The organism is Nostoc sp. JL33 (assembly GCF_017114985.1).
Classification (GTDB): domain Bacteria; phylum Cyanobacteriota; class Cyanobacteriia; order Cyanobacteriales; family Nostocaceae; genus Nostoc.
The window spans coordinates 1-22,149 of sequence record NZ_JABXKP010000024.1; the positions used below are offsets into that span (position 1 = coordinate 1).

Genomic DNA, 22,149 nt, shown 5'->3' on the forward strand with positions numbered 1-22,149 from the left:
ATAATAGCTTAGGTTATTAACCTCATATTATACAACTAAGCTGCGTAACAGCTTACAAGAAGCAGCGACTTTGAGAAAGCTAAACAGGAAGCTGAACGTGAAGAGCGCGTTGCTGAGGCTGTTGATTACCGAAAGACTCTAGCTCAAGAACGTGTTACACTCAGTCAGCATTAAAATATATACTTTATACATCAACTCTAATTATGCCGATTCAATGGCATGGAGTCACTGCGATGTCAATTGATGAAGTTAAAAACCAGCAAAATAATGATCTAGCTGAACCTGCTACAGACTTAATAAAAAACCTTGTAAAGGCAAAAGACAAGAAAAAACCTAAAAAATCAAAACGTATTTTTGATGGTAGCAGCGAAGTTTTTGCTAAGAAAATTCCCAAAAAGACTTTTGAAACTGAACTAAAGCAACTCCAGATTGAGCTAGTCAAAATGCAATACTGGATTAAGCACGTCGGCTATCGGGTTGTCATAATATTTGAAGGGCGCGATGCTGCCGGCAAAGGAGGAGTAATTAAACGCATTGCCGATCCACTCAATCCTCGTGGCTGTCGTGTAGTTGCCTTGGGAACCCCCTCTGATCGTGAGAAAACTCAGTGGTATTTTCAGCGCTACGTACAACATCTTCCGACAGCAGGCGAAATTGTCCTCTTCGATCGCAGTTGGTACAACCGAGCCGGAGTTGAACGGGTGATGGATTTTTGTACGGAAGCAGAATATCAAGAATTCATGCAATCTTGCCCAGAATTTGAACGAATGCTGGTGCGATCGGGTATTGTTTTAATCAAGTACTGGTTCTCGGTCAGCGATGAAGAACAAGAGCAACGCTTTCTCTCTCGCAGCCACGATCCAGCAAGGCGTTGGAAACTCAGCCCAATGGATTTGGAATCACGCGATCGCTGGGTAGAATTCTCCAAAGCAAAAGATACCATGTTTGCTTACACGAATATTCCAGAAGCCCCCTGGTTTACAATTGAAGCGGATAATAAAAGACGTGCGCGGCTCAACTGCATTCATCATTTGTTGAGCAAAGTTCCTTACGAAGATATGACACCTCCTCCCTTAGAGCTTCCGTCTAGACCTGTGGCTGATGAGAATTATGTTCGCACTCCGCGTAATGAGCAGTTTTTTGTTCCTCAAGTGTATTGAGCAACATTCCTGAGTTAAAAAAACTATGGAGTACAGCGACTTTACTCTAGAAAAAGCTGCGGCTGTTTTGGGAATCACCACCCAAGAAGCCGATTTGTTTGGCAAGCTTGTACCTCTTTCTATTCCTTCGTGGTTAAATGAAACTTTAGGAAAGCGAACCCAATTAGCTCTGATTAGTGAAAAGGCTCGAAGCGAATTTATTATTGTACCGATTTTACTAGCCTGTCGCGATCTGAGCCAAGATAGCTTGGCTATTTTCTCTGGACAAAGACTTGACGTTGATCCTGCACAGGGCTTGATTGGGGAATGTGATTTTATTTTAGCAATAGCTCCACCTTTACCACCGTTGCGTAGCCCAATTCTTACTGTTGTGGAAGCGAAGAAAAATGATGTTGAAGCTGGGTTAGGACAGTGCATCGCGCAAATGGTGGCGGCGGATTTATTCAATCGTTCATCTGGACAAGCAGAAATACTGGTGTATGGATGTGTGACAACAGGAGAAGTTTGGCAGTTTCTTCAACTTTCGCAAAAAGTGGCTTTGCTTGATAAACAAAGATATTACTTGGATAATGTCGGAGCTATTTTGGCAATTGTACAAACAATTGTTCAGAAATTCAGTAGTTAATTTGTGTAATACTTTGTTCTCGTAAGTGGATGAATCTACTTTTGAGTTGGAGCGATCGCAGAACAGTCTGTCATAGCGATCGCTACAAGGGGCTAGTACCGCAAGGCGGAAGTCACGCATTCACGCATTCACGCATTCAAAAGTATTATGGAATAAGCTATGAGAGGGATTTGAAATGGTTGCTCTATTTATGCCGTGGCGTGCTAGTTCTTGTACGTTTTACACACTATTCCTAAATATACAGTGACTTTTTGTAAAGTTTGGGCGAATCATATATCTACCCCTAAAATTTAGAACTATACTAACTTGACTAGTTAATTCTCTAGGAAAATTTATCTGTGATCAGCCTAGCAAGTGTCTCCAATACCGTGTCCAAAGTGGAAAGTGATTGTTTAGGTGAAATTGATAACCTTGATAGGCAACTGTATCAGCGCTTCCAGAATAAATTTTTAATTCATCCTTCATTGACGCGACTTATAGTTAGTTTTCAAGCTAACAAGACTAGACCTATCTATCGATGGTATAAATACAAAGAAGCTTTTTCCGCATCTCTTATAGAATATCTTTTACAACAATATAAAATTACTCAAGGCAAGGTTATAGACCCATTTGCAGGCAGTGGAACTGCGTTATTTGCTGCTAGAGAAGCTGGAATAGACGCTGATGGTATTGAATTATTGCCCATTGGTCAACAAATAATTAATGCTAAAAAGCTTTTAGATTCCGAATTCACTCCTGAAGATTTTGATAAGATAAAAAATTGGTCGAATTTACAGGTTTGGAAGCAGTCTGAGCAGAAAAAATACTTACCAGAATTGAGAATCACAAAAGGAGCTTATCCTGAAGTAACTATAAATGCAATTGAGCAGTATCTTGCAGCTTGCAAAGGAGAAAATAATAAAGTCCAGGCAGTTTTAAACTTTGTCTTACTGTGCGTTTTAGAATCCATAAGTTACACGCGTAAAGACGGACAGTACCTCCGTTGGGATTATCGTTCCGGTCGTGGACAGAGTAAGAAACCTTTCAATAAAGGCGAAATTCTAGAGTTCGATAATGCGATCGCCAATAAAATAAGTGAAATTATTGATGATTTACTGCCTTCTACACAACAAGTTGAGCTTTTCCCAATTAAAAATTCTCAAGGTCAAATTCATCTTTATGGAGGATCTTGTCTTGAGATTATGCCGCGCCTAGCCAATTCCGTATATGATGCAATTATTACATCGCCACCATATTGCAATCGATACGACTATACTCGCACTTATGCACTAGAACTAGCTCTACTTGGTATTTCTGAAAAGGAATTAATTAACCTTCGTCAGGAAATGCTAAGTTGTACAGTTGAAAATCGCCCCAAAGATTTATTGACTATCAACTCAGACTGGAAAAAAGCTTTAACTATTGCTGATTCACAGAATTTATTGCAGGCTATCTTGAAATATCTAGATAACCAAAAAGCAAAAGGTGCGTTGAATAACAATGGTATACCAAGAATGATCAGAGGATATTTTTATGAGATGGCGTGTGTAATACAAGAATGTTTTCGTGTTCTTAAACCAGGGGCACTTTTATTCATGGTTAACGACAATGTTCGTTATGCAGGCGCAAGCATTTCAGTAGATACGATTCTCTCTGATTTCGCCCAACAGCTAGGTTTTGTTATTGAAAATATCCTTGTTTTGCCAAGTGATAAAGGTAATAGTAGCCAGCAAATGGGAAATCATGGACGCGATCCATTGCGGAAGTGCGTTTATGTGTGGAAAAAGCCATAACTCGAATTCCTATGTGTTCGTATCGTAATCATCTTAAATCCATTGATGATCTGATAACAACTTATGAAGCAATCCGTGCAGGTTTCGTGGCTCTTGCACTGGAGAAAAATCGACGTGCTACGCCATTCGTCGCAGAAGCAAGGGCACTTAAAGAAGCTGCTGCTCAAGCTGAGAGTCCTATTGAATTACTAAAGATTAAGGGCATTGAGATGGGACTGTTAACTGCGGCAGGCTTATCTGATAAATCTCTAGCGCACCTGATGTCAGAGGATAAGGTAGAAGCTATAAATGGTCTAATCAAAAATTTTCTTGAGCCAGCAGGTACAAACTTTGCAGAGGAATTGGTTTTTAGATTTTTGCTGACTCGTGGTGATACACTTGGTGGCTCAATGCGAAATGTCGGAGGCGTGTTGGCACAAAGAAAACTGACTCGTGCAATTCTCTCCACTCTCACGATCGCAGGTACAAGATACCACTGGCAACACTCAAAGAGTAAAAAGTGGATAGCCATGACAAATAATGACTCAGAAATTGAGTTATCTTTACGAGGAATAAGCTGGGAAAGCGAGATTGGTAATCGCACACTAATTTATAACCTGACTGTCCCGCTAGTTAGAAGTAATGTGGATCTATGTTTGTTTAATCTGAACCCAGCAGAGTTAGTAGCCAACAAATCTAACGCCATTGAACCATCTGTAGTTGCGCCATACGTTATTGCTCTTGGTGAACTTAAAGGGGGTATAGATCCCGCAGGCGCAGATGAACATTGGAAAACTGCACAAGCAGCACTAAATCGTATACGTGAAGCATTTTCTAGAGTAGGGCATTCACCTCTGACTTTCTTCGTAGGATCAGCGATTGCTAGAAGAATGGCAGGCGAAATCTGGAATCAATTAGAAAACGGCACTCTCAGTAATGCTGCTAACCTAAATCAAGAGAATCAAGTCGCATCTATTTCTCGTTGGTTGTGCAGTCTATAAAGACGTATCTGCTGGTGGTGATTGTTTTCCCTATCATGCGATCGCAACAACAGTCTACTTCTTGTGCATCTCACACACAATCCCTAAATATGCAGTGGCGTGTTGTTGAGTTGGGGCTTTGGAGATATGCGGCTCTTAAAGTTAGCGCCAGCTTATTCACTCCTAATAATCCTCTTGCAACTTCCGCATAAATCTAAATTTTCCGCTTTGGCTTCTTCAATAGTTTTGAAAAATAAAATTTTTTTTTGATGTTCAGGTTTTTCTACACGAGGGTAATGACTGCAACCATTAGGTAGATGATAACAATATCTTCCCCGTTTAGCTCTAACTGGATAATCTCTGTAAATGGGATCTTCGTTAATATTCGTACTCATTTTTCCAATATATGAGTAAACCCAATTGAGTAGACGTGATGTTTGGTATAAAGTTTTGAGTCTTGGATTTTTTGCAATTTTTTCGTCCAAGACTTCCAGCATTTCCTGTATATTTTCCTTGGAAGATTCTTGATTTATATAAGAAACGATCAAATCTGTTAAAATTTTCTCAATTTTTTTGAACCTCTTTTCTCGTCTAATTGCTTCAAAAGTAAAAATTGCATAACATGAATGCCAAGTGTCTTGAATTTTACTTAACAAGCCATAATGTTTTTTCTTAAGAGGATCTAACCTATCAAGAATAAAATCTTTTTGTTCATCTAATTCACTTAATTTCCAATCAACTAAATCCCTGTCAGAGCTATTAATGCCTATTGTAAGTAACTCAATAGCTCTGAGGAGCAACCAATACTCTGAGTCTAGTCTGTTTAGTTTATTAGCTTCTCTCTTATCTGCTGTAGCAATTACTGACTCAGAGGTAGCAATATGATGAAGTTTTGCTCTAACTTCCTGCCATATTGAGTTAAGAGACTGATCTACTGCCTTATTCAACTGCCATTTATATGTCTTAAACCCACTAAATAGGTAGTTGGTCAGAGATTGAACAAGGTTTATAGGAAAAGCGTGGCTTGCAGTGAGTCCAAGAAAAAACCATGCGAAAAATACTACAAAAAAGAGTAGTAAAGTTGTTATGTAGTTCCAGAGCCTCCTCCAAAATGACTTTAATCTTAAGTGTTTAGGAAGCTCTGTTGCTAATGATTCAGAATTTGAAGAGAAATGTAAGTGAAGTTCTTCAGCCCCGAAAGTACTGATTTCCTCCTGCTATATTTCCTGTATTTTGTGGAGCATTAATATTTGATCCAGAACCAGTAGAAACCTGATTAACAGTTCCACTATTTTGATTTCCCTCAATCTCGATCAGCTTGCTAACTACACTTTCCAATTCTTCACGAAAAGCGACATTGTTCGGAGCCTCTTTAATGATTGCTGCTTTCAAAGCTGCTGGATTTTGTATAGCTTCCTGAATTTCTTGTCTACCAGCAAAGTGAGAGTATATTACACCTACTAACTTTTGAAGGTAGTCTTTTGCATCCGCCCCCAACTTTTGCAAAGCACCACCTGAAACTTGCAGTGCAAAATACTCCACAGCTTTGGTTGCTAAAGTCTCTAAAAGCATAGTTTGGGTAGATGTCTCAGATCATAGGTGAACAAGAGCATTGGTTTTGGTTATGCCTTACTCTTTACGTTTAATATTGTTATTTTTATCACAGACACAGAAATATGGCAATATAGAATTCTTTAACCTTACGCGCTTTTAACAGATTTATTGGTTGCATCTCAAGCAAGTTAACAATTCTGCTGCAAGCAACGGCCATTTAATCTAAAAAATCGTCATTAAAAATAGTCTTTTATTTTACAGTTTTTCTTTGAGCAAAATGCAAGCAAAATATAAAAACCAGACTCCATAAGAGTTATAGTATCTAAAGCATCAAAACAGATTGTTCCTAAATAACCCTGCAACTCGCATTTAGGCTAGAAATAGGCTCTTTTTTCTCTCGCCGCTAAAAAACCTTGCATTATATGATGTTGAGGAGCGATCGCTAATGGAATTTATTGGTATTTTAATTGAAAACTGCGAACCTGAACGCATTCCGAAGTTGAAGGTTCTAACTACTAAGCTCTATTTTTACAAACTGACTACTGTGGCTTGTCCTTTAACTGCCGTGGCTAGAGTAGCTAAAACCTTCGGTACTGGAGGTTTCATATCTATCAAACGGTTAGATTGTGCTTGTAAAACAATTACCGCAATATCGAACTGTGGTAGATTTTGTTGAAATGACAAGTTGCGATCAACAGTGATGAAAACATCAAAGTCTGCTTCTGCAAGTGCAAGAAGTTGACCATTCTTTACCCCTGCCCATCCCATTTGAGGAACAGTTTGTACCTCATAGCCAACAAACTCCTTCGCTAGTTTGCGGTCAATACACTCATCCAACAAGAGTTTCATGCTATGCCACCATGTTAGCAAACTGCTTTCCAGCCTCCTCAAGCAAGGCGATAACTTGCTCTTTGGTAACAGTTGGAAATCCATCCAAAAAATCATCGATGGATTCGCCTGCCTTGAGATAATCCAGAAGCGTCTGCACGGGAACCCTAGTTCCAGCAAAAACTATAGTACCGCCCATGATTTCAGGAGATGCGCTAATAATTGGGGAGTCTTTAAGCATAAGTCTTTGACCTCCGGTTTCGTACCTACTAGTTTATCAATTCTCATGAAATATAACGGCTCTTGCGTACCTCAAGCAAATTTAGGTTTGATATACTCCATCTCGCTTTTGCTAATTGCACCTCAATAATCTTGTCGAATAAAAGCGTAGGCGTAGCCCGTCGCAGACATCGCTACAACGTCTACTTTTTATCCATCTCACAAATAATCGCTAAAGGCGATCGCAATATCTCGTAAATTAGTTTTATTAACACGCAATCATCGGGATTTCAGCAAAGTACCCGGATTGTTAATTGAGGTAGTAACAGTTTAATGCGATCGCCTAGTTTATTGTCGAGTGAGGGCGTAGGCGAAGCCCGTCGCAGACATCGCAACAACAGTCTACTTCCTTTACTGCGATGTCTACGACGGGCTATGACGCTCCTGCGTCGCTAACGCTACGCTATCGGCGTCGCACTATCCCGTAAATTAGTTTTATTAACGCGCAATCATCGGGATTTCAGCAAAGTACCCGGATTGTTAATTGAGGATTGGATGGTTTAATGGCCATCGCATCCCCCATCCCATGTTCGCCTAACTTGTTGTTTAGTTAAGGCGATCGCTAAAACGGTCTACTTATAAGTCCATCTCACACGCAATCTCTAAATGTTGTCGAGTTAGGGCGATCTCCCATAAAAGCAACGCCAAATTACGTTCTTTTGCCATAATATAGCAAATTCCACAAGTCATCTGCAAATCTGCGGTTCTTTCGGCACTTACACAAATCGTATATAAAATATTTAGCGTTACTGTGCGGTTGATGCTAAGTCTCTAACTAAATATACCGTGAGTTTAAGCAAGACTAAGTTCATTAACTTCCGCATAAGTTCCGATGCTATAGAAAAAATGTAAAGTTATAAAAGAGGTGTTGAATACACAAATTAAGTGATAATCATGAGCAAACATCTGAAAAATATTCTCGCTATCTCTATTGTTTTTCTATTTGTTTTCTGTCTGTTTATAACGCCGTCATACGCAGCTAATCGCACAGGTAGCCACAGATCTGGGGGAACAAACAGCCACGGGAAGGGAAGCCATTACGAAGGAGGACATTTCATTGAACAAGTCTCTGGTAATCTGGTCAAAATAGGACATAATTGCATTAATGTTAAAAAGTCCGATGATTGTATCAATTAGTTAAGTGATTTAACTGGTTGAGGCGGTAGCGAGTATTCGAGTGTCGGAGTGCGCCACTATACCTCCCGTTCGTGGCGGTGGGAGATGCATCTCCTCTACCTGCATACTGGGGACTATAGGAATCCTACTTGAATCTTGCTCAGTATACTGACAAGTCAAGCTTTGAACAATCAAGCTTCTAGGCAGCTTGATCGTTCAAAAATCAAATAGGAGTCCTATAAATACTGAATATAAATTACCCAGAATAATTATTGGAAGGTTTAAATAGCTTTTTGAGTACCAAAACTGATCGCACCATTTAATCTAAAAAATCGTCATTTAAAATAGTCTTTTAATTTACAGTTTTTCTTTGAGCAAAATGCTTTTCAAATCTAAAAGCCAGGCTCCATAAGAGTTATACTATCTAAAGCATCAAAACAAATTGTTCCTAAATAACCCTGCAACCTGCATTTAGGCTAGAAATAAGCTCTTTTTTCTCTCGCCGCGAAAAAACCTTGCATTATATGATGTTGAGGAGCGTTGGCGCGTAGCCCGCCGTAGGCATCGCTAGGTTCGGAGTAATCCCAAGAGTGCATTTGACGGAAAGGCAGACCCATCTTTTGGAAGACGTACTTCTCTTTCACACCAGAAGCTACAAGGTCAGGCTTCAGCGCTTTGATAAATTCCTCGAATTCGTAAGCGGTAACGTCGTCATAAACGATGGTGCCGTTTTCGATGTAGCCAGTGGTACGTTTGTAGTCGTCATTATGAGCGAACTCATAACCTGTACCAATCATCTTCATGCCCAAGTCTTGGAAAGCTGGGACAACGTGGCGAGGACGTAGACCACCAACCATGATGGCAACGGTCTTACCATCCAAGCGGGGGCGATACTTGCCGACTACCGCATCCATTGTTGGCTGATACTTGGCGATGACTTTCTCAGCGTTTGCTTGGATTGTCTCGTCAAACTTAGAAGCGATTTCCCGTAAAGATTCAGCAATCTTGGTGGGGCCGAAGAAGTTGTATTCCAACCAGGGTATACGATAGGCTGAAGTCTACAACGCTTATATAGCAATTGTTCTGCAAGTCTGCGTTTCGTGTGGCTTGTTTTTGTCTTAAAGCTTGCGATTTAAACATCCAAAACTCCAGTGAACTGGTAATTTGATTTGCAAATTGTGGCTTAAGGGGTGTGAAGTTTTAGCTGTATACCCAACAGAATTAGGAATCGAACCTTAACCCTCGACTGGAGATGCAACAGTGCTGCATAAGTCAAAATTTGCTGGCGAATAGCATATGCTGTCCGGTAAATTTTCGTCAAAATTCGCTGGCGGATAACATATGTTGTCCGGTAAATTTTTGCAACAACTTGCAGGTTCTTTGTCAAACTTTATACACTTGCTTTAAAGGCGAGGGTATTTGGCATGGATGTACTAGCAAGGCAGATGAGCGAAAACGGAGTGCTGCACCTAATGGATAGTGAAAATCCGCGATCGCAAACTTGGTTGACCTTGTGCGGTCGTAAGATTCGGGCTAGTCACGCTCTACCGTTGCAAAAATTTGATGTTGCTCCTAACTGCTGTACAGTCTGCGTTCGGATGCAACGCGGTAATCAGTTGCTGCACTTTCGACTAAACGCAGCATGAGAAAATCGACTAATTGGGAACTTCATTCAAACTACATTGAAAAACATCTGAAGCCTTAAGGTTTCCGCGAAAATAAACCACGCTAAACCACGCTAATAGTTCTGGGGAATATAATATATCTCCGAAAACTAAACCACGCTAAAACTGTTGATTTTAGGATGGTTTATCTCAGTCACAAGTTAACTTGCCGAAGAAATTTTAGCGTGGTTTAAATTTACGCTGTTTTTACCGTTATTCTTTGTGGTGAAACCTAATAGGTTTCAGGCGTATTTCTTCACCAGAGTTTACGACTGTTCTACGACGCGGGGGGTTAAGGCTCCGCTTGCACGATTGTTTTACGGCGGCGATCGCTAACTCTCCCGATTGGGACTTAACCCTCAACCGAGTTGTCGTTGATTAAAACCGAATGATTTCGCGTGAGATTTTACCGAACCCTATAGGGGGGTGGAGAATATTAGCGCATGAGTTTTGAGAGCAGTTCCCGATACATGAGAACCCCTATAGGGTTCGGCAATTGTCGTGATGTTCTTGGATGCTTCCAGGGCATAGGGAAAGGTATAACATTTCCAAAGTACGGAACACTGCCAGAATCTGCGATCGCTCTGCGGGCGATTTATGCCGTGTGCTTTTGTAACACCCTATGGGTATTAATCAACTGTTTAGTGACTTATGAGCAGTGCCATTGCCGCTCAACAATGGCTAAACCTTAAGGTTTGTATGAAGTACTAGAGCGGTACTAATCGCTCGACGTTTTTGTACGCAATCGGCATCGGCTGGTCTTACCTCTGCACGTTGCGGTAACTTCCGACTTCAATTTACAACTTCACCAGCTAGTCAGTGGAAGTCGGAAGTCAGGATTTGGAAGTTAGGAGTTGCGATCGCACTCTTACCAGGCACGCCATTGCGCCTTGAACTGCTGAACCGACCCTTTGAACCACTGAACCAACCAACTAACAAGGAGCCTAGCGATTTTGGTAACGGTTCAGAACGGTGGTTCATAACTTTGAACTTAACCAAACCGAGATGATAGAGGCTGACGGCGATTCTGAACCACAGTTCATATTTTTGAACTGAAGCAACCAACATGATATCAACTGATAGCGACACGTCCGCAGGTGTTCGCGTTGCGGCTGTGTCGTTCCTTGTAGCGTTCCCTCAATCGGGACATTTGTAGTCGCGCTGCGGCTGCATCAGAATTTGCATTGATCGGCGTTGCAATTTTCGGTGCAAGTCAGATTATAGCCAATCAGCTTTTTAAAGTTGAAGACGATCGCGTACAAAAACGACCCCCGGTCGTTGACTAGGGGCCGCTTTTGCAATCCACGCGCACTACCTCGAAGAGCTACATATGACTGCCACCTTTCTCTCTTACCCAATCATTAATTTCTCGGATGAAATAGCTAAATAAAGCAATTTCATCCTCTAGTGATATGGATGAGTGCAGCTTTACTGATATACCTGATGGCAGTCTTGTAGGTATTTCAAAAAACGTATACGAGCTTTGATAAATGTCGGGGTATTTCTCTTTCAAAAAGTCTTCCAACAAGTCTAAGGTATCTTGACAGAGTGGAATACCGAAAACAAGTTTTTCGCAAGGTAATCCAAACTTTTTGCTTAAAAGAGACACTAAATTTGACAGAGAAAGCTTCTCTCCCCACTCAGGTTGTCTTCTGAAGTGATCAAGCGCTATTGGATTTGTGAAACAGGTGAAATCGCGCCCCAAAATAAAACTGTATCGCTTTTGAACTGCCTCGTTGATGATATCCAGCCCTTCTACTGTGTTTTGGCGTGAGGCAATATCAGCGGCGAGGGTTGGGTCAGCCTTGGCATACCTGATAAAAGTCTTGACTACATAGTTGGCGAAAGCTGGATCGAGGTAGCTGGCTAGGTGAATTGCCATGATTGGGTGAACCCAAGTTACCCAAGTTTTACCTACGCGCTCAACAATCCAGGGTTCAGCATTTGACTCTGTAATTTTCAAGTCCTCTGATCTAGCTTTTGTTTCTGGCAACTGCTTCCACTTATCAAGCCTATATGCAAAATGCTTACACCACTTGGTAGCATTGATGTATTCGTCATCTCGTTGTGCGTCTTGCACCAAATTACCAAACTGCTCTAAGTAAGTCGGTGAGAATAAATCAAACTAGATTAAGTAATGTAAAAAATCTTGAGATTAGTTCGTAGTGAGGACTTTAGTCCTCAAATGAGGGCTGAAGCCCTCACTACAAACCTTGAATTATTCACACCGCTCTACTTATGTTTGAATTTGACATATAAATTTCTCATTGTTTTGAAAATGTTAAACAACTCCAGCTTCAACAGGGGTTGTTTTTTTGTCTACGGACACTAGTACTGCACGGCGGAAATAAGCAGCCATTCAAAGCTATGAAAATTTGACTGACTAATTTTAGTGTGCCAACTTCAGGGCTAGAGTTTGACACACCTCCTGGGGTGTGTCAACTTCAGGGCTAGGGTTTGACACACCTCCTGGGGTGTGTCAACTTCAGGGCTAGGGTTTGACACACCTCCTGGGGTGTGTCAAACTCCCCTCAGTGGATCACCTTTGAAAACAACTCAAATGCTTGCCCAGAGCAATCAAGCGCTCAAACAGAAAGTGTGTATCAAAACTATGGATCACCTTGGATCACCTCATGATCACCTTAGCGGATCACCTTTGTTACAATTCTGAAAAGCTTGCACAGCAATAACTTTTGACTAATTGTAACGAAGGTGATCCATCTAAGTACATCAGGAATTGCAATTTTTTCAAATCCCGAATCAGAAGAAAAAATCGATTATCAGACAGATCACCTGATCACCTTGCTTTACAATTGAGCTAAAATCCCTGCTGTGTAAGGCTTTCAGGATTGTTAAGAAGGTGATCCGTCAAGGTGATCATAAGGTGATCAGGGGTGAGACCCCTGATCACCCCAGGATCAGACCCCTTCATAACCCTAAATGCCTTACCAGTAAAGCTTTCCAAGCTTAAATCACAATTTGGTATAAAAAAAATAGGATCAGTACGAGGATCAGACCCACTATTGTTATGTAGTAAGGCATTCGGACTCATGTGATCCTTAAGGTGACTTGGCGGCTTCAAAAATTCTGTGCTTTGAGTTTTTTTTAGAGATTTTCGGCACTTCAAGGATCACCTGTGGCTGTATCGCTTGCTGTACCTGAATATAGGGTCTGATCCTCGTACTGATCCCCCCGATCCTCCTCTTTTTTATACCAACCTTAAAACAAGGTTGTAAGCCTTTGCTAGCAAGGCTTGCAGAATATGGGGGGGGTCTGATCCGAGGGGTGATCCTGCCTAAAGTTGCAGTATTTCAACTTTAGGTACTCGATCACCCCACGATCACCCTTAACATGGAATGTTTTATTAATTACATCGGCTCTAGCTCCCAACTATCAATCCAGTCCCATTCGTTATCGTCTACCTCAAACCAAGGGTGGTCTTCTGGCAAGGAAGCCATGTACTGCCAGTCAATACCAGTCCAGGAAAGACCAAGCACTGTCACCGGGTACAAAATCTCACCCTGCTTCACTTTTGTCTTGTGCAGCACGGTTTGACCAATGTAATATTCGGGCTTGCTGAATTCTTTACTCACTCGCAAACGCCAAAACTTTGGCGCTTGACGAAAATTGCCCAAAGTGGGCGCGTCAACAGCTAACATACTATTGCCTCCTTAATGGGACTGAACAACTGGCAAGGGGGAAGTCGTGCCGATGGGAGAAGGGGCTAATCTTCTCCTGCCGGGGCGCACCAAAACGGGTGCGGACAACAACATCCACGTAAAGCATCAGGTATTTGAAATCATTGAGATGATTTCGCTTTAAAAGCGATCGCTCTGTTTCTGGGACAGATGATCGTTTATGCATCTAGTGTGGGTAGTGCTTTAGGGAGCGAGACGACACGACGATTTACTCGCTGCAACCTGTTTTACTACTGTCTACTTTTTGTATACGAATAGTCTAAGCCGCTCACCAATGATTGTCAACACCATCTATAGAATTGTAGACAGAAGACTATGGTTAACCTAATATGTAAACATGGTGTATACCGACAATCTATAAATGCGTAGTAATGTAATTTCATTTCGGTTCAGCGATGAGGAATTAGAAGCACTGCAAGCTTTCCAGACTCCAGAGGACAAATCCCCAAGTCAGACAGCTGCAAGATTACTAAGGGGTTCATTTAGTAGGTCTACAACTGTGTCTACAAAAGCTCCAGACGTAGACATACTGGAAGTGTTTAAGCAAGAGGTGGCAGCGAGTTTTAGTGAAGTGCGATCGCAACTGGAGGAACTGCGGGGAAAATTGAAAGCCCGGTAGTAGAGAAGGAAACTAGCACTACCGGGCAAGAAAGCAATGAAGACTCAACTGTGGCGAACAGCGAAACTATCGACCAGTTGCAAACCGAGGTTAAAAGCTTAGAAACTCGTCTCAAGCATTCTCGCAAGGAAAAGAAGGAGCTAGAACAGCAATTGGCTGACGTTGAGCGAGAGAACAATACCTTGAAGGATGGAACAGTTCTCAACAGGAGATTAGAACAGATTAGGGAACTGGAAAGAGAAAACCAGCAACTCAGACTTGAGCTACAGACAGCAAGTGCATCCCTTGCACCAGACTATGAAGCAATCCGCGATCGCACTCTTGCCAAGTTGAAAATCGGCAGACAATCACCAGCAGGGAAAGCAATTCAAGCCTTCATTAAGGAGCTACTGCATGGGTGACAATAGCGCTTTGTCTGCCACGATCGACGGTGACAAGTGCGGTTGCAGTGTGTCTACAGTGCCTCAATCGACGGTGACAAGTCTGCTTTGTCTGCCACGATCGACGGTGATAAAGGCGGTTACAGTGCCTCCATCGACGGTGACAAGTGCGCTTTGTGTGCGGTTGTAGTGCGTCTACACTGTCTACAGGTGTAGGCAAAGCTGTAGACGGGTAAAACTCCCTCTGGATGCCGTTTTTAGCAACTGTAGGCAATTTTTTGACTGGCTATTTTTTAACAAAAATTCCCAAAAAATAGCCTTTTTTATCTAATATATTGCCCAAAAATGTAGCAGCGCTAATTTAACAGTTTCAAAAGCTAAACAGATAGAGATGCACCTCTGCTAATAAACCACACTCTACGGTGAATTAAGTAGACAGCACCTCAATGATTTGATGCCGTGCCAGAGCTTGCCTGAGATATTCCACCTCAGCCCTTAGTCGTGCATTCTCCTGTATCAACGTATCCATGTCATCTTTTTTATCCACTGCCTGCTTAATTACTTTCTTCCGATTCTCCAAACTGAACCACTTCTGATAAATCTCAGTGTGAATCTCTATAGAATGCCCCAAGTTATCAGCAGCAGCTTTAATTGGAATGCCCATCATGTGCGCTCGAATTGCCCAAGCGTGGCGTAAATCATAGGGCGTAAACGGAATATTTACGCGCCTAAACCAGGATGAGCAATTAACCCGAATATTGTTGATATCTGTAAAACTACTTCTATCATCGGTTTGAGCCTTTAACAATTCCAAAGGCTCTATTTTTTTTAAATCAAACAAGTAAACCCATTCAGGATGTAGTGGTAAAGCTTCCCTGTAACCAGTCTTAGTATCTGGGTGAACCTTCCATGTATTATCTTTATTTTCAGGACTCAACCACCAATCAATTTCAGGATTTACAAACAGTTCTCTTGGGCGTAGTCCATAGGTAGCAAGCATTCCATATACCCATTCCCACATCTTCCAACTGTCTAAACAATTCTTTTTAATTGTTAGGCTTCTAGTCAAAGAGTACTGATGAAAAGATTCATAATATTTGATGATATCCTCATCACCGGGAATGTCCCTAACCTGACTTTTGGGTTGTGTAGCTTTAAAATGTTCGAGAGTGAAACCAGTTAAATTAAGAGTTGATTTTAAAACCTTCAACGATTTAACGGCACTGTATTTGGCAGAGTCTCCCGTCAACTCTGCAAACTTTTTATCAATCTCCGATTGAGTCAATAAAGTATCTATCCCAATCAATCGCCGTAAATACTCCTTGTAATAGAAAAAGGTGTGTTTACTTTTTTCTGTTAACTTGCGCGTTTTGAAATACTCAGTTTCAAACTCTTCTAAAACATCACCAAGGGTTTGGGATCTGTTGGCGACCTTAGCGATTTTACCCAGATATTTGTCAGTCCATTCAAACTGTTTACGGGCAAGCAGCTTGCCTAGCTCGTTTGCCTCTTCCTCTGCTGTTCTCAACCCGTCCAAGCTTGCAGGGATATTTAGCGAAATCTTGTACTGCTTAAAACCAGTTCCTTTCGTGTCGCGATCGCCGGGCTTGATAGGTAGAGATGCTTGCAATTGAATAGTGTCCCGTGCCACGACCAAGCCCACTTTGACCTTAGCGGCTTTTAGACGGGCCCTAGTGTCTGTCAAACCTTTCTCAAACTTGCGTTCCAGATGCTGCCGAGTAGCCTTCATGTGTTTCTGCGTTCCTAGATAGCTGCCATCGGTAGATGCTGGCGGAATGAAATCCTCAAAAACGTCGTCCTGCGCCTTGCTTTTCATTGTGTCTTAAATGTGTCTTAAAATTTAGTCCATTTAGAACAATGTTTAAATTGAGCAAAGTTAGACGTGGACTAAATCTTGGTATCACATAAGATTAAATCATACTTCGTACAGGGTATACCGTAAGCTTCTTCCATGTGACGGCTGATGTAGTTCATCGACCGATAGCAGTGGATGAGGTTCATCTTCACATTGGGGGTCATCAACATTTCGTTGATGGTGCCATCACCTGACCACTGAGCAACTACGCGCAAGCCGAGTTCTTCTAACAGGATGCGGCTAGCCCAAGCATCACCACCGATGTTGTAGTCACCAATGATGGCTACATCATAAGGAGTACCTTCAAACTGAAGTGTACCGTCTTTCTTAGCTTGGTCGGATCTGGTGAATACCCAGTCACGAACCATGTCGTTAGCGATGTGGTGTCCCAAAGATTGGGAAACACCCCGGAAGCCTTCGCAACGCACAGGTACAACTGGCTTGCCAATTTCTTTCGATGTCTTCCGAGCAACAGCTTCGATGTCATCTCCAATTAGACCGATGGGACATTCAGATTGAATGGAAACACCACGGTTGAGGGGGAAAAGTACATCAAGTTCTTGGATTAACTTGGTAAGTTTCTTGTCACCACCAAAAACGATATCTCGTTCTTGGAAGTCGGAGGTGAAGTGCATCGTACCAAAGGTGTCAATACCTGTGGTGCCGATGTAGTAGTTACGACGACCAGACCAAGACCAGTAACCGCAACCTACAGGCCCGTGGCTGATGTGGATCATGTCCTTAATAGGGCCCCAAACCACACCTTTAGAACCGGCGTAAGCACAACCACGAGCGGTCATTACCCCAGGAAGGGATTTAACGTTAGACTTAACGCCGCAATCGGACTTACCTTCTTCGTATACGTTTAAGTGTTTTTCGCGCTTTTTGGCAGCTTTTTCTGGGTAAGCACTAAGAACTTCTTTAATTAGTTCTTTTCTTTCTTCGATGATGTTTTGATTTTCTGGAGGTGTCATACTTAGCCTTTGTGACTCGTAAGGATCAGGCATAGGGGGACTAGGAGTCCCCTATAAGGTTAGGGGGGAGATGGAAGGGAGAGGATAAAAGGGAAGATATGAAACTCTTCCTTTTTCCTTGTGCTAAAGCGTTATTTCTTAGCAGCGAATTATACTACGGGAGCTTCAGCAGCACTCTTACCAACTAGCATTGCGGTATTTTCGTCGCTTTCGAGAATACCAAATTCAATCAACAATTCTTCTAGTTCTTCCATTTCGATGGGTGTAGGAATAGATAGATTCTTGTTGTCAATAATTTTCTGAGCCAATGTCCGATATTCGTTAGCTTGGTTGCTTTCTGGTGCGTACTCGTTAACAGTCATCCGGCGCAATTCTGCGTGTTGAACGATGTTGTCACGGGGTACATAGTGAATCATTTGGGTGTTCAACCGTTTTGCCAAGGTTTCGATCAGATCGATTTCCCTATCAGTGTTACGGCTGTTACAAATCAAACCACCCAAACGCACGCCACCGGTGTGAGCATACTTAAGAACACCACGAGCGATGTTGTTAGCAGCGTACATCGCCATCATTTCACCTGATGTTACGATGTAGATTTCTTGTGCCTTGCCTTCACGGATAGGCATTGCGAAACCACCGCACACAACGTCACCTAATACGTCGTAAGATACGAAGTCTAGGTTTTGGTAAGCACCGTTTTCTTCTAAGAAGTTGATGGCGGTGATGATACCACGACCGGCGCAACCTACACCGGGTTCTGGCCCACCAGACTCAACGCAACGAACGTCACGGAAACCGGTTAGCATTACTTCTTCGAGTTCGATATCTTCTACTGCACCACGTTCTGCGGCGAGGTGAAGAACGGTTGTTTGAGCCTTGCTGTGCAGCATCAAACGGGTGGAGTCAGCTTTAGGGTCGCAACCGACGATAAGGATGCGTTGACCCATTTCTGCCATAGCTGCTAAGGTGTTTTGGGAAGTGGTAGATTTACCAATACCGCCCTTACCGTAGAAAGCTATCTGTCTAATCTTTTCTTCAGTCATTGTTCGTGTTTCCCTGCAATTGGTTGGTTGGTGGGTATGCGCGTTTGTCAGTTGCGTTCACGCCAGTTGAGCGACAGTAGTGAGCGCGTGTAGAGCATCGTTGATAGCGTGGGCATAAATGCCTGCTGGGGGCGATCGCTCCACAGCCAAAATTATTGACAGTAAGTACATCGATCTTCCTCGTTAAAATTTTTTTCTTTTGGTTGTTTGTCCTTTGTCCTTTGTCATTTGTTTTGACAAAGAACAAAGAAAATTACGCGATTTACAAATACGTCATAATGTGTTTCAGCTTCAAAGACTAAATAGGACTTGATGTTGTTATTTGTCAACAATCAATGCCTAAGTCCTATTACTTGTTCAAAATAGCGCCCTTCATATTTGAGACACGCTCTAGTGCAGCTTTGGTGTCTTCTGCTGACTCTCCACGCACAGCCATTGCTTCACCCAGATGCGTGGCGATCGCATCGAAGTGTGGTTGCTGTAGATTCATCCCAGCGTGTGTTTTGTCCATTGGACGACCGGTGTATTGCTTTGGCCCCTCAAAAATCTGAGATAAGAAAGCAACTAGATGATTACGTTGCTTGACCATATCTGTACCAGCAAAAATCGGATTGAGGAGGCTGTCTGTCGCAATGCGTTTGTGGAGTTCATCTACTATTTGTTCAATAGCTGGTTGTCCGCCAAGTTTGTCGTACAATGTGCTCATATCCTGTTCCTTTGAAGCGAGTTGGATGATGAAAGAAAGCAAGTAGGCGCTCAATCTATAAAGCCTATATGCTGTTAGCCGTAATAGCTAATTTAGCTATCGGTTGTCGGTAGGATTGAAGCATTCATGTGGAGACAATTATCTGGTTCAAATCCTACTTTCTCTTCCTGGCTGAATGCATATTAGGGCGTATTTGTAGAGTACGTTAAGTCCTACAGCAATTCCTAAACTGCTTCAACTACAAGGCTCTTGCTGACACGATCTTGTAATCTGGCTTCGATCGCAATTTTCAGAGTTGCTGTACTACTAGAACAGGAACCGCAAGCACCTTGCAGCACAACTTTAACGCGATCGCCTTCTACATCATAGAGTTCTACGTCTCCCCCGTCAGCGATGAGTACGGGTCTGACTTCTTCATCAAGAACCTTTTGAATTAGAGCAATCTTTTGCACATTGGTTAGCGATCGCTGCTTGGAGGTAACAATTTCTGTGGCAACCTTTACGCCGTAATTGTTGAGTTCAGGTGCGGCGAATTCCTGTTGCACTGATTTAATTATATCATCAATGTTTGCCAAACAGGAACCGCATCCACCACCAGCTTTCACATAATTTGTTACCTCTTCGGCACCAGTGAGATTATTTTCTAGAACGACGCGGCGAATTTTAGACTCGCTGATCCCAAAGCAACTGCAAACTAATGCGCCTTCATCATCATCATCATGGGTAGCTAGAGGTATGCCACGATAATTATAGATAGCGGCTTCTAGCGCTTCTTGTCCCATGACAGAGCAATGCATCTTCGCTTCTGGCAATCCACCCAGGTAATCTGCAATGTCTTTATTGGAAACTTTCAAGGCTTCATCTAAGGTTAAACCTTTGATCATCTCGGTTAATGCACTAGAAGATGCGATCGCGCTAGTACAACCAAAAGTTTGAAAACGAGCATCTAGAATCTTATCAGATTCTACCTCAACTTTCAGGTGCAATCTCAGAGCATCGCCGCAAGCAATGCTACCGATTTCTCCCATTGCAACCTTTACCCCAGGTTCGCTCGTTTCTTCAATTGCTCCCTGATTTTTGGGATCGTAAAACAGTTCTAATACTTTATCAGTGTAGTCCCACATAACGAATTTTAGATTTTAGATTTTGGATTTTAGATTGGGGGATTGGGGAGTGGGGAGTGGGGAGTGGGGAGTAGTAAATTCTTTATTCGCTATTCCCTACTCCCTATTCCCTATTCCCTATTCCCTAATTAGCGATGTGCCAATGCTTGCTCTTGTTCTTGCAGCCAACCGGCATTATCATTTTTGAAGGGTGAGAGGGCGCGTAAACGTTCGACAATACTGGGCATTACCTCTATCACTCGATCGATTTCGGCTTCTGTGGTGTAGCGACAAAGGCTGAAGCGAATGGAACCATGCAAAGTTGTGTAGGGTAAACCCATAGCCCGGAGGACGTGGGAAGGTTCCAGTGAGCCGGAGGTGCAAGCAGAACCGGATGATGCACAGATACCGTATTTATTCAAGGATAGTAAGATAGCTTCACCTTCAATATACTTGAAGCCGATATTGGTGGTGTTAGGCAATCTCTGCGTAACGTCACCGTTAACTACACAATCGGGAATTTTCGCCAGTAAGGTTTGTTCGAGGCGATCGCGCAGCTTTATTTCTCTTTTAGCTGCTTCTTCTAAGTGTAACAGTTCCAGTTGGGCAGCTTTGCCCAAGGCAATAATTGCTGGAACATTCTCTGTTCCCGCCCTACGTCCGCGTTCTTGGTGTCCCCCAATTATGAAGGGACGGAACCGAACGCCGCGCCGTATATATAAAGCACCAATTCCTTTAGGCCCGTGCAGCTTGTGACCAGACAGGGTTAACATATCCACGGTGCTAGTCTTCATATTCAAGGGGATTTTTCCCACTGCTTGCACCGCATCTACATGGAAGATAGCACCATATTCTTTAACTCGCAACCCAATCTGCTCAATCGGGAAAACCGTGCCGGTTTCGTTATTAGCATACATAATTGTCACCAGGGCGGTGTTACCCGTCAAGGAAGCTTCTAGTTCATCTAGATCCAACTGCCCTTGATGATTTACTGATAGATAGGTAACAGTGTAACCTTGGGTTTCTAATTGTTTGCAGACATTGAGTACTGCTGGGTGTTCAACTTGGGTGGTGATGATGTGTCGCTTTTCTGGTTGCGCCAACAGTGCGGCTCGAATCGCGGCGTTATCTCCCTCAGTTCCACAACTTGTGTAGACAATTTCTGACTCATCGGCTCCCAGGATAGCTGCAAGTTGTTCTCTTGCAGTTCTCACTGCTTTACCGACTTGCCCACCAAAGGTATGCATACTGGAGGGATTGCCGTAATAGTCCGTCAGGTAAGGCAGCATTACCTCTATAACTTCTGGGTCTACCTTAGTGGTGGCATTATTATCGAGATAGATGCAGTTATTTTGCATTGTTGTCTTCAATTACGTTAGCGTTAGCAAGTCATCGAGCGTCATTACAAATTAGGAATTATTTAAGCTTCAAATCCCACTGATTGGGGTTGACGCTTTTGCAACTGTTCGGAGTATTTCTGGGAATAGCAGCTAAACCAACGCTCCCAGTAATCTTGTTTATTAGTTAATTTAGCAACTACGTGGTTGTAATTGGTAAACCAGCCTTCCCAATAATTGCTAGGCTGCTTAACGCAAGCCTCGCAGGTGGGACAACCAGCTTTACACTGAGGCATGGTATGAATGCTACCAACGCAGTTTGTACAAAGTTCAGGGTCAATCCAGTGCTGTCCGTCAACCATTTTAACTGCATTTGTGGGACATACAGATAGACAGAGATTGCAGGAAATACACTGGCTAGTAATTTTGTAAGCCATGATTATTGTCCTTTTGGGG

Annotated in this window: 23 protein-coding genes and 2 pseudogenes; 9 read left to right on the top strand and 16 right to left on the bottom strand. The window is 42.5% G+C overall.

What is annotated here, in order from left to right; all coding sequences use genetic code 11:
* The first annotated feature begins 203 nt into the window (after window positions 1–203).
* The 4 genes from ppk2 to HWQ23_RS05585 all read left to right on the top strand — a co-directional run bounded on the left by ppk2 (window position 204) and on the right by HWQ23_RS05585 (window position 4,537).
* Window positions 204–1,160, top strand: coding sequence for a polyphosphate kinase 2 (gene ppk2, locus HWQ23_RS05570; RefSeq protein ID WP_292824736.1), 957 nt, complete (start codon window positions 204–206; stop codon window positions 1,158–1,160).
* Window positions 1,161–1,185: 25 nt separating this feature from the next.
* Window positions 1,186–1,785 carry a hypothetical protein gene (locus HWQ23_RS05575; protein WP_292824738.1) on the top strand — a complete coding sequence of 200 codons (600 nt, stop codon included), beginning with the start codon at window positions 1,186–1,188 and terminating at the stop codon, window positions 1,783–1,785.
* Between the two features lie 338 nt (window positions 1,786–2,123).
* Complete coding sequence (locus HWQ23_RS05580; RefSeq protein ID WP_292824739.1) at window positions 2,124–3,557, top strand: DNA methyltransferase; 1,434 nt, start codon at window positions 2,124–2,126, stop codon at window positions 3,555–3,557.
* Window positions 3,558–3,568: 11 nt separating this feature from the next.
* Window positions 3,569–4,537, top strand: coding sequence for a type II restriction endonuclease (locus HWQ23_RS05585; RefSeq protein WP_292824741.1), 969 nt, complete (start codon window positions 3,569–3,571; stop codon window positions 4,535–4,537).
* A gap of 152 nt (window positions 4,538–4,689) precedes the next feature.
* Here HWQ23_RS05585 and HWQ23_RS05590 read toward each other — a convergent pair whose 3' ends face one another.
* The 5 genes and pseudogenes from HWQ23_RS05590 to HWQ23_RS05615 form a co-directional block, all read right to left on the bottom strand.
* The gene (locus HWQ23_RS05590) at window positions 4,690–5,463 is read right to left on the bottom strand and encodes a hypothetical protein (RefSeq protein ID WP_292824744.1); all 774 of its coding nucleotides are present in this window, start codon (window positions 5,461–5,463) and stop codon (window positions 4,690–4,692) included.
* Between the two features lie 241 nt (window positions 5,464–5,704).
* Window positions 5,705–6,088, bottom strand: coding sequence for a hypothetical protein (locus HWQ23_RS05595; protein WP_292824747.1), 384 nt, complete (start codon window positions 6,086–6,088; stop codon window positions 5,705–5,707).
* A gap of 510 nt (window positions 6,089–6,598) precedes the next feature.
* On the bottom strand, window positions 6,599–6,919 hold the full coding sequence (locus HWQ23_RS05600) for a DUF5615 family PIN-like protein (protein WP_292824750.1): 321 nt from the start codon (window positions 6,917–6,919) through the stop codon (window positions 6,599–6,601).
* Window position 6,920: 1 nt separating this feature from the next.
* Window positions 6,921–7,139, bottom strand: a complete 219-nt coding sequence (locus HWQ23_RS05605) for a DUF433 domain-containing protein (RefSeq protein ID WP_094349939.1) — start codon at window positions 7,137–7,139, stop codon at window positions 6,921–6,923.
* 1,630 nt (window positions 7,140–8,769) lie between these two features.
* A pseudogene (locus HWQ23_RS05615) lies at window positions 8,770–9,345 on the bottom strand (nitrogenase component 1); the annotation flags it as partial.
* Window positions 9,346–9,717: 372 nt separating this feature from the next.
* Between HWQ23_RS05615 and HWQ23_RS05620 the strand changes: the two are divergent.
* Together HWQ23_RS05620 and HWQ23_RS05625 are read left to right on the top strand one after the other, a co-directional pair.
* Window positions 9,718–9,939, top strand: coding sequence for a hypothetical protein (locus HWQ23_RS05620; protein ID WP_292824754.1), 222 nt, complete (start codon window positions 9,718–9,720; stop codon window positions 9,937–9,939).
* Between the two features lie 488 nt (window positions 9,940–10,427).
* Complete coding sequence (locus HWQ23_RS05625; RefSeq protein ID WP_292824757.1) at window positions 10,428–10,649, top strand: hypothetical protein; 222 nt, start codon at window positions 10,428–10,430, stop codon at window positions 10,647–10,649.
* A 124-nt stretch (window positions 10,650–10,773) separates the two neighbouring features.
* Here HWQ23_RS05625 and HWQ23_RS05630 read toward each other — a convergent pair whose 3' ends face one another.
* The 4 genes from HWQ23_RS05630 to HWQ23_RS05645 all read right to left on the bottom strand — a co-directional run bounded on the left by HWQ23_RS05630 (window position 10,774) and on the right by HWQ23_RS05645 (window position 13,821).
* Window positions 10,774–11,025 (bottom strand): hypothetical protein, encoded by a 252-nt coding sequence (locus HWQ23_RS05630; RefSeq protein WP_292824760.1) that lies wholly within the window; start codon window positions 11,023–11,025, stop codon window positions 10,774–10,776.
* Between the two features lie 256 nt (window positions 11,026–11,281).
* Complete coding sequence (locus HWQ23_RS05635; protein WP_292824762.1) at window positions 11,282–12,037, bottom strand: KilA-N domain-containing protein; 756 nt, start codon at window positions 12,035–12,037, stop codon at window positions 11,282–11,284.
* A 1,288-nt stretch (window positions 12,038–13,325) separates the two neighbouring features.
* Window positions 13,326–13,616: a hypothetical protein gene (locus HWQ23_RS05640; RefSeq protein WP_292824764.1), complete on the bottom strand. Its 291-nt coding sequence runs from the start codon at window positions 13,614–13,616 to the stop codon at window positions 13,326–13,328.
* A 1-nt stretch (window position 13,617) separates the two neighbouring features.
* The gene (locus HWQ23_RS05645; RefSeq protein ID WP_292824767.1) at window positions 13,618–13,821 is read right to left on the bottom strand and encodes a hypothetical protein; all 204 of its coding nucleotides are present in this window, start codon (window positions 13,819–13,821) and stop codon (window positions 13,618–13,620) included.
* Window positions 13,822–14,016: 195 nt separating this feature from the next.
* Between HWQ23_RS05645 and HWQ23_RS05650 the strand changes: the two genes are divergently transcribed.
* The 3 genes from HWQ23_RS05650 to HWQ23_RS05660 are packed head-to-tail and all read left to right on the top strand — an operon-like array spanning window position 14,017 to window position 14,844.
* Complete coding sequence (locus HWQ23_RS05650; RefSeq protein ID WP_292824770.1) at window positions 14,017–14,274, top strand: hypothetical protein; 258 nt, start codon at window positions 14,017–14,019, stop codon at window positions 14,272–14,274.
* 50 nt (window positions 14,275–14,324) lie between these two features.
* Entirely contained in the window at window positions 14,325–14,675 is a 351-nt protein-coding gene (locus HWQ23_RS05655; protein ID WP_292824773.1) for a hypothetical protein, read from the top strand.
* Window positions 14,668–14,844: a hypothetical protein gene (locus HWQ23_RS05660; RefSeq protein WP_292824776.1), complete on the top strand. Its 177-nt coding sequence runs from the start codon at window positions 14,668–14,670 to the stop codon at window positions 14,842–14,844. Before HWQ23_RS05655 ends, HWQ23_RS05660 begins: the two co-directional genes overlap by 8 nt.
* A gap of 237 nt (window positions 14,845–15,081) precedes the next feature.
* Here HWQ23_RS05660 and HWQ23_RS05665 read toward each other — a convergent pair whose 3' ends face one another.
* From HWQ23_RS05665 to HWQ23_RS05695, 7 genes and pseudogenes are all read right to left on the bottom strand, one after another.
* Window positions 15,082–16,491: a site-specific integrase gene (locus tag HWQ23_RS05665; RefSeq protein WP_292824779.1), complete on the bottom strand. Its 1,410-nt coding sequence runs from the start codon at window positions 16,489–16,491 to the stop codon at window positions 15,082–15,084.
* 98 nt (window positions 16,492–16,589) lie between these two features.
* A pseudogene (locus tag HWQ23_RS05670) lies at window positions 16,590–17,504 on the bottom strand (nitrogenase component 1); the annotation flags it as partial.
* 149 nt (window positions 17,505–17,653) lie between these two features.
* Window positions 17,654–18,547, bottom strand: coding sequence for a nitrogenase iron protein (nifH, locus tag HWQ23_RS05675; RefSeq protein WP_292824782.1), 894 nt, complete (start codon window positions 18,545–18,547; stop codon window positions 17,654–17,656).
* A 349-nt stretch (window positions 18,548–18,896) separates the two neighbouring features.
* Window positions 18,897–19,253, bottom strand: coding sequence for a globin domain-containing protein (locus HWQ23_RS05680; protein WP_292824785.1), 357 nt, complete (start codon window positions 19,251–19,253; stop codon window positions 18,897–18,899).
* Between the two features lie 224 nt (window positions 19,254–19,477).
* On the bottom strand, window positions 19,478–20,377 hold the full coding sequence (gene nifU, locus HWQ23_RS05685; protein WP_292824787.1) for a Fe-S cluster assembly protein NifU: 900 nt from the start codon (window positions 20,375–20,377) through the stop codon (window positions 19,478–19,480).
* A 128-nt stretch (window positions 20,378–20,505) separates the two neighbouring features.
* Window positions 20,506–21,714: a cysteine desulfurase NifS gene (nifS, locus tag HWQ23_RS05690; protein ID WP_292824790.1), complete on the bottom strand. Its 1,209-nt coding sequence runs from the start codon at window positions 21,712–21,714 to the stop codon at window positions 20,506–20,508.
* Between the two features lie 62 nt (window positions 21,715–21,776).
* Window positions 21,777–22,130, bottom strand: coding sequence for a 4Fe-4S binding protein (locus HWQ23_RS05695; protein WP_292824793.1), 354 nt, complete (start codon window positions 22,128–22,130; stop codon window positions 21,777–21,779).
* Between the last annotated feature and the right edge of the window lie 19 nt (window positions 22,131–22,149).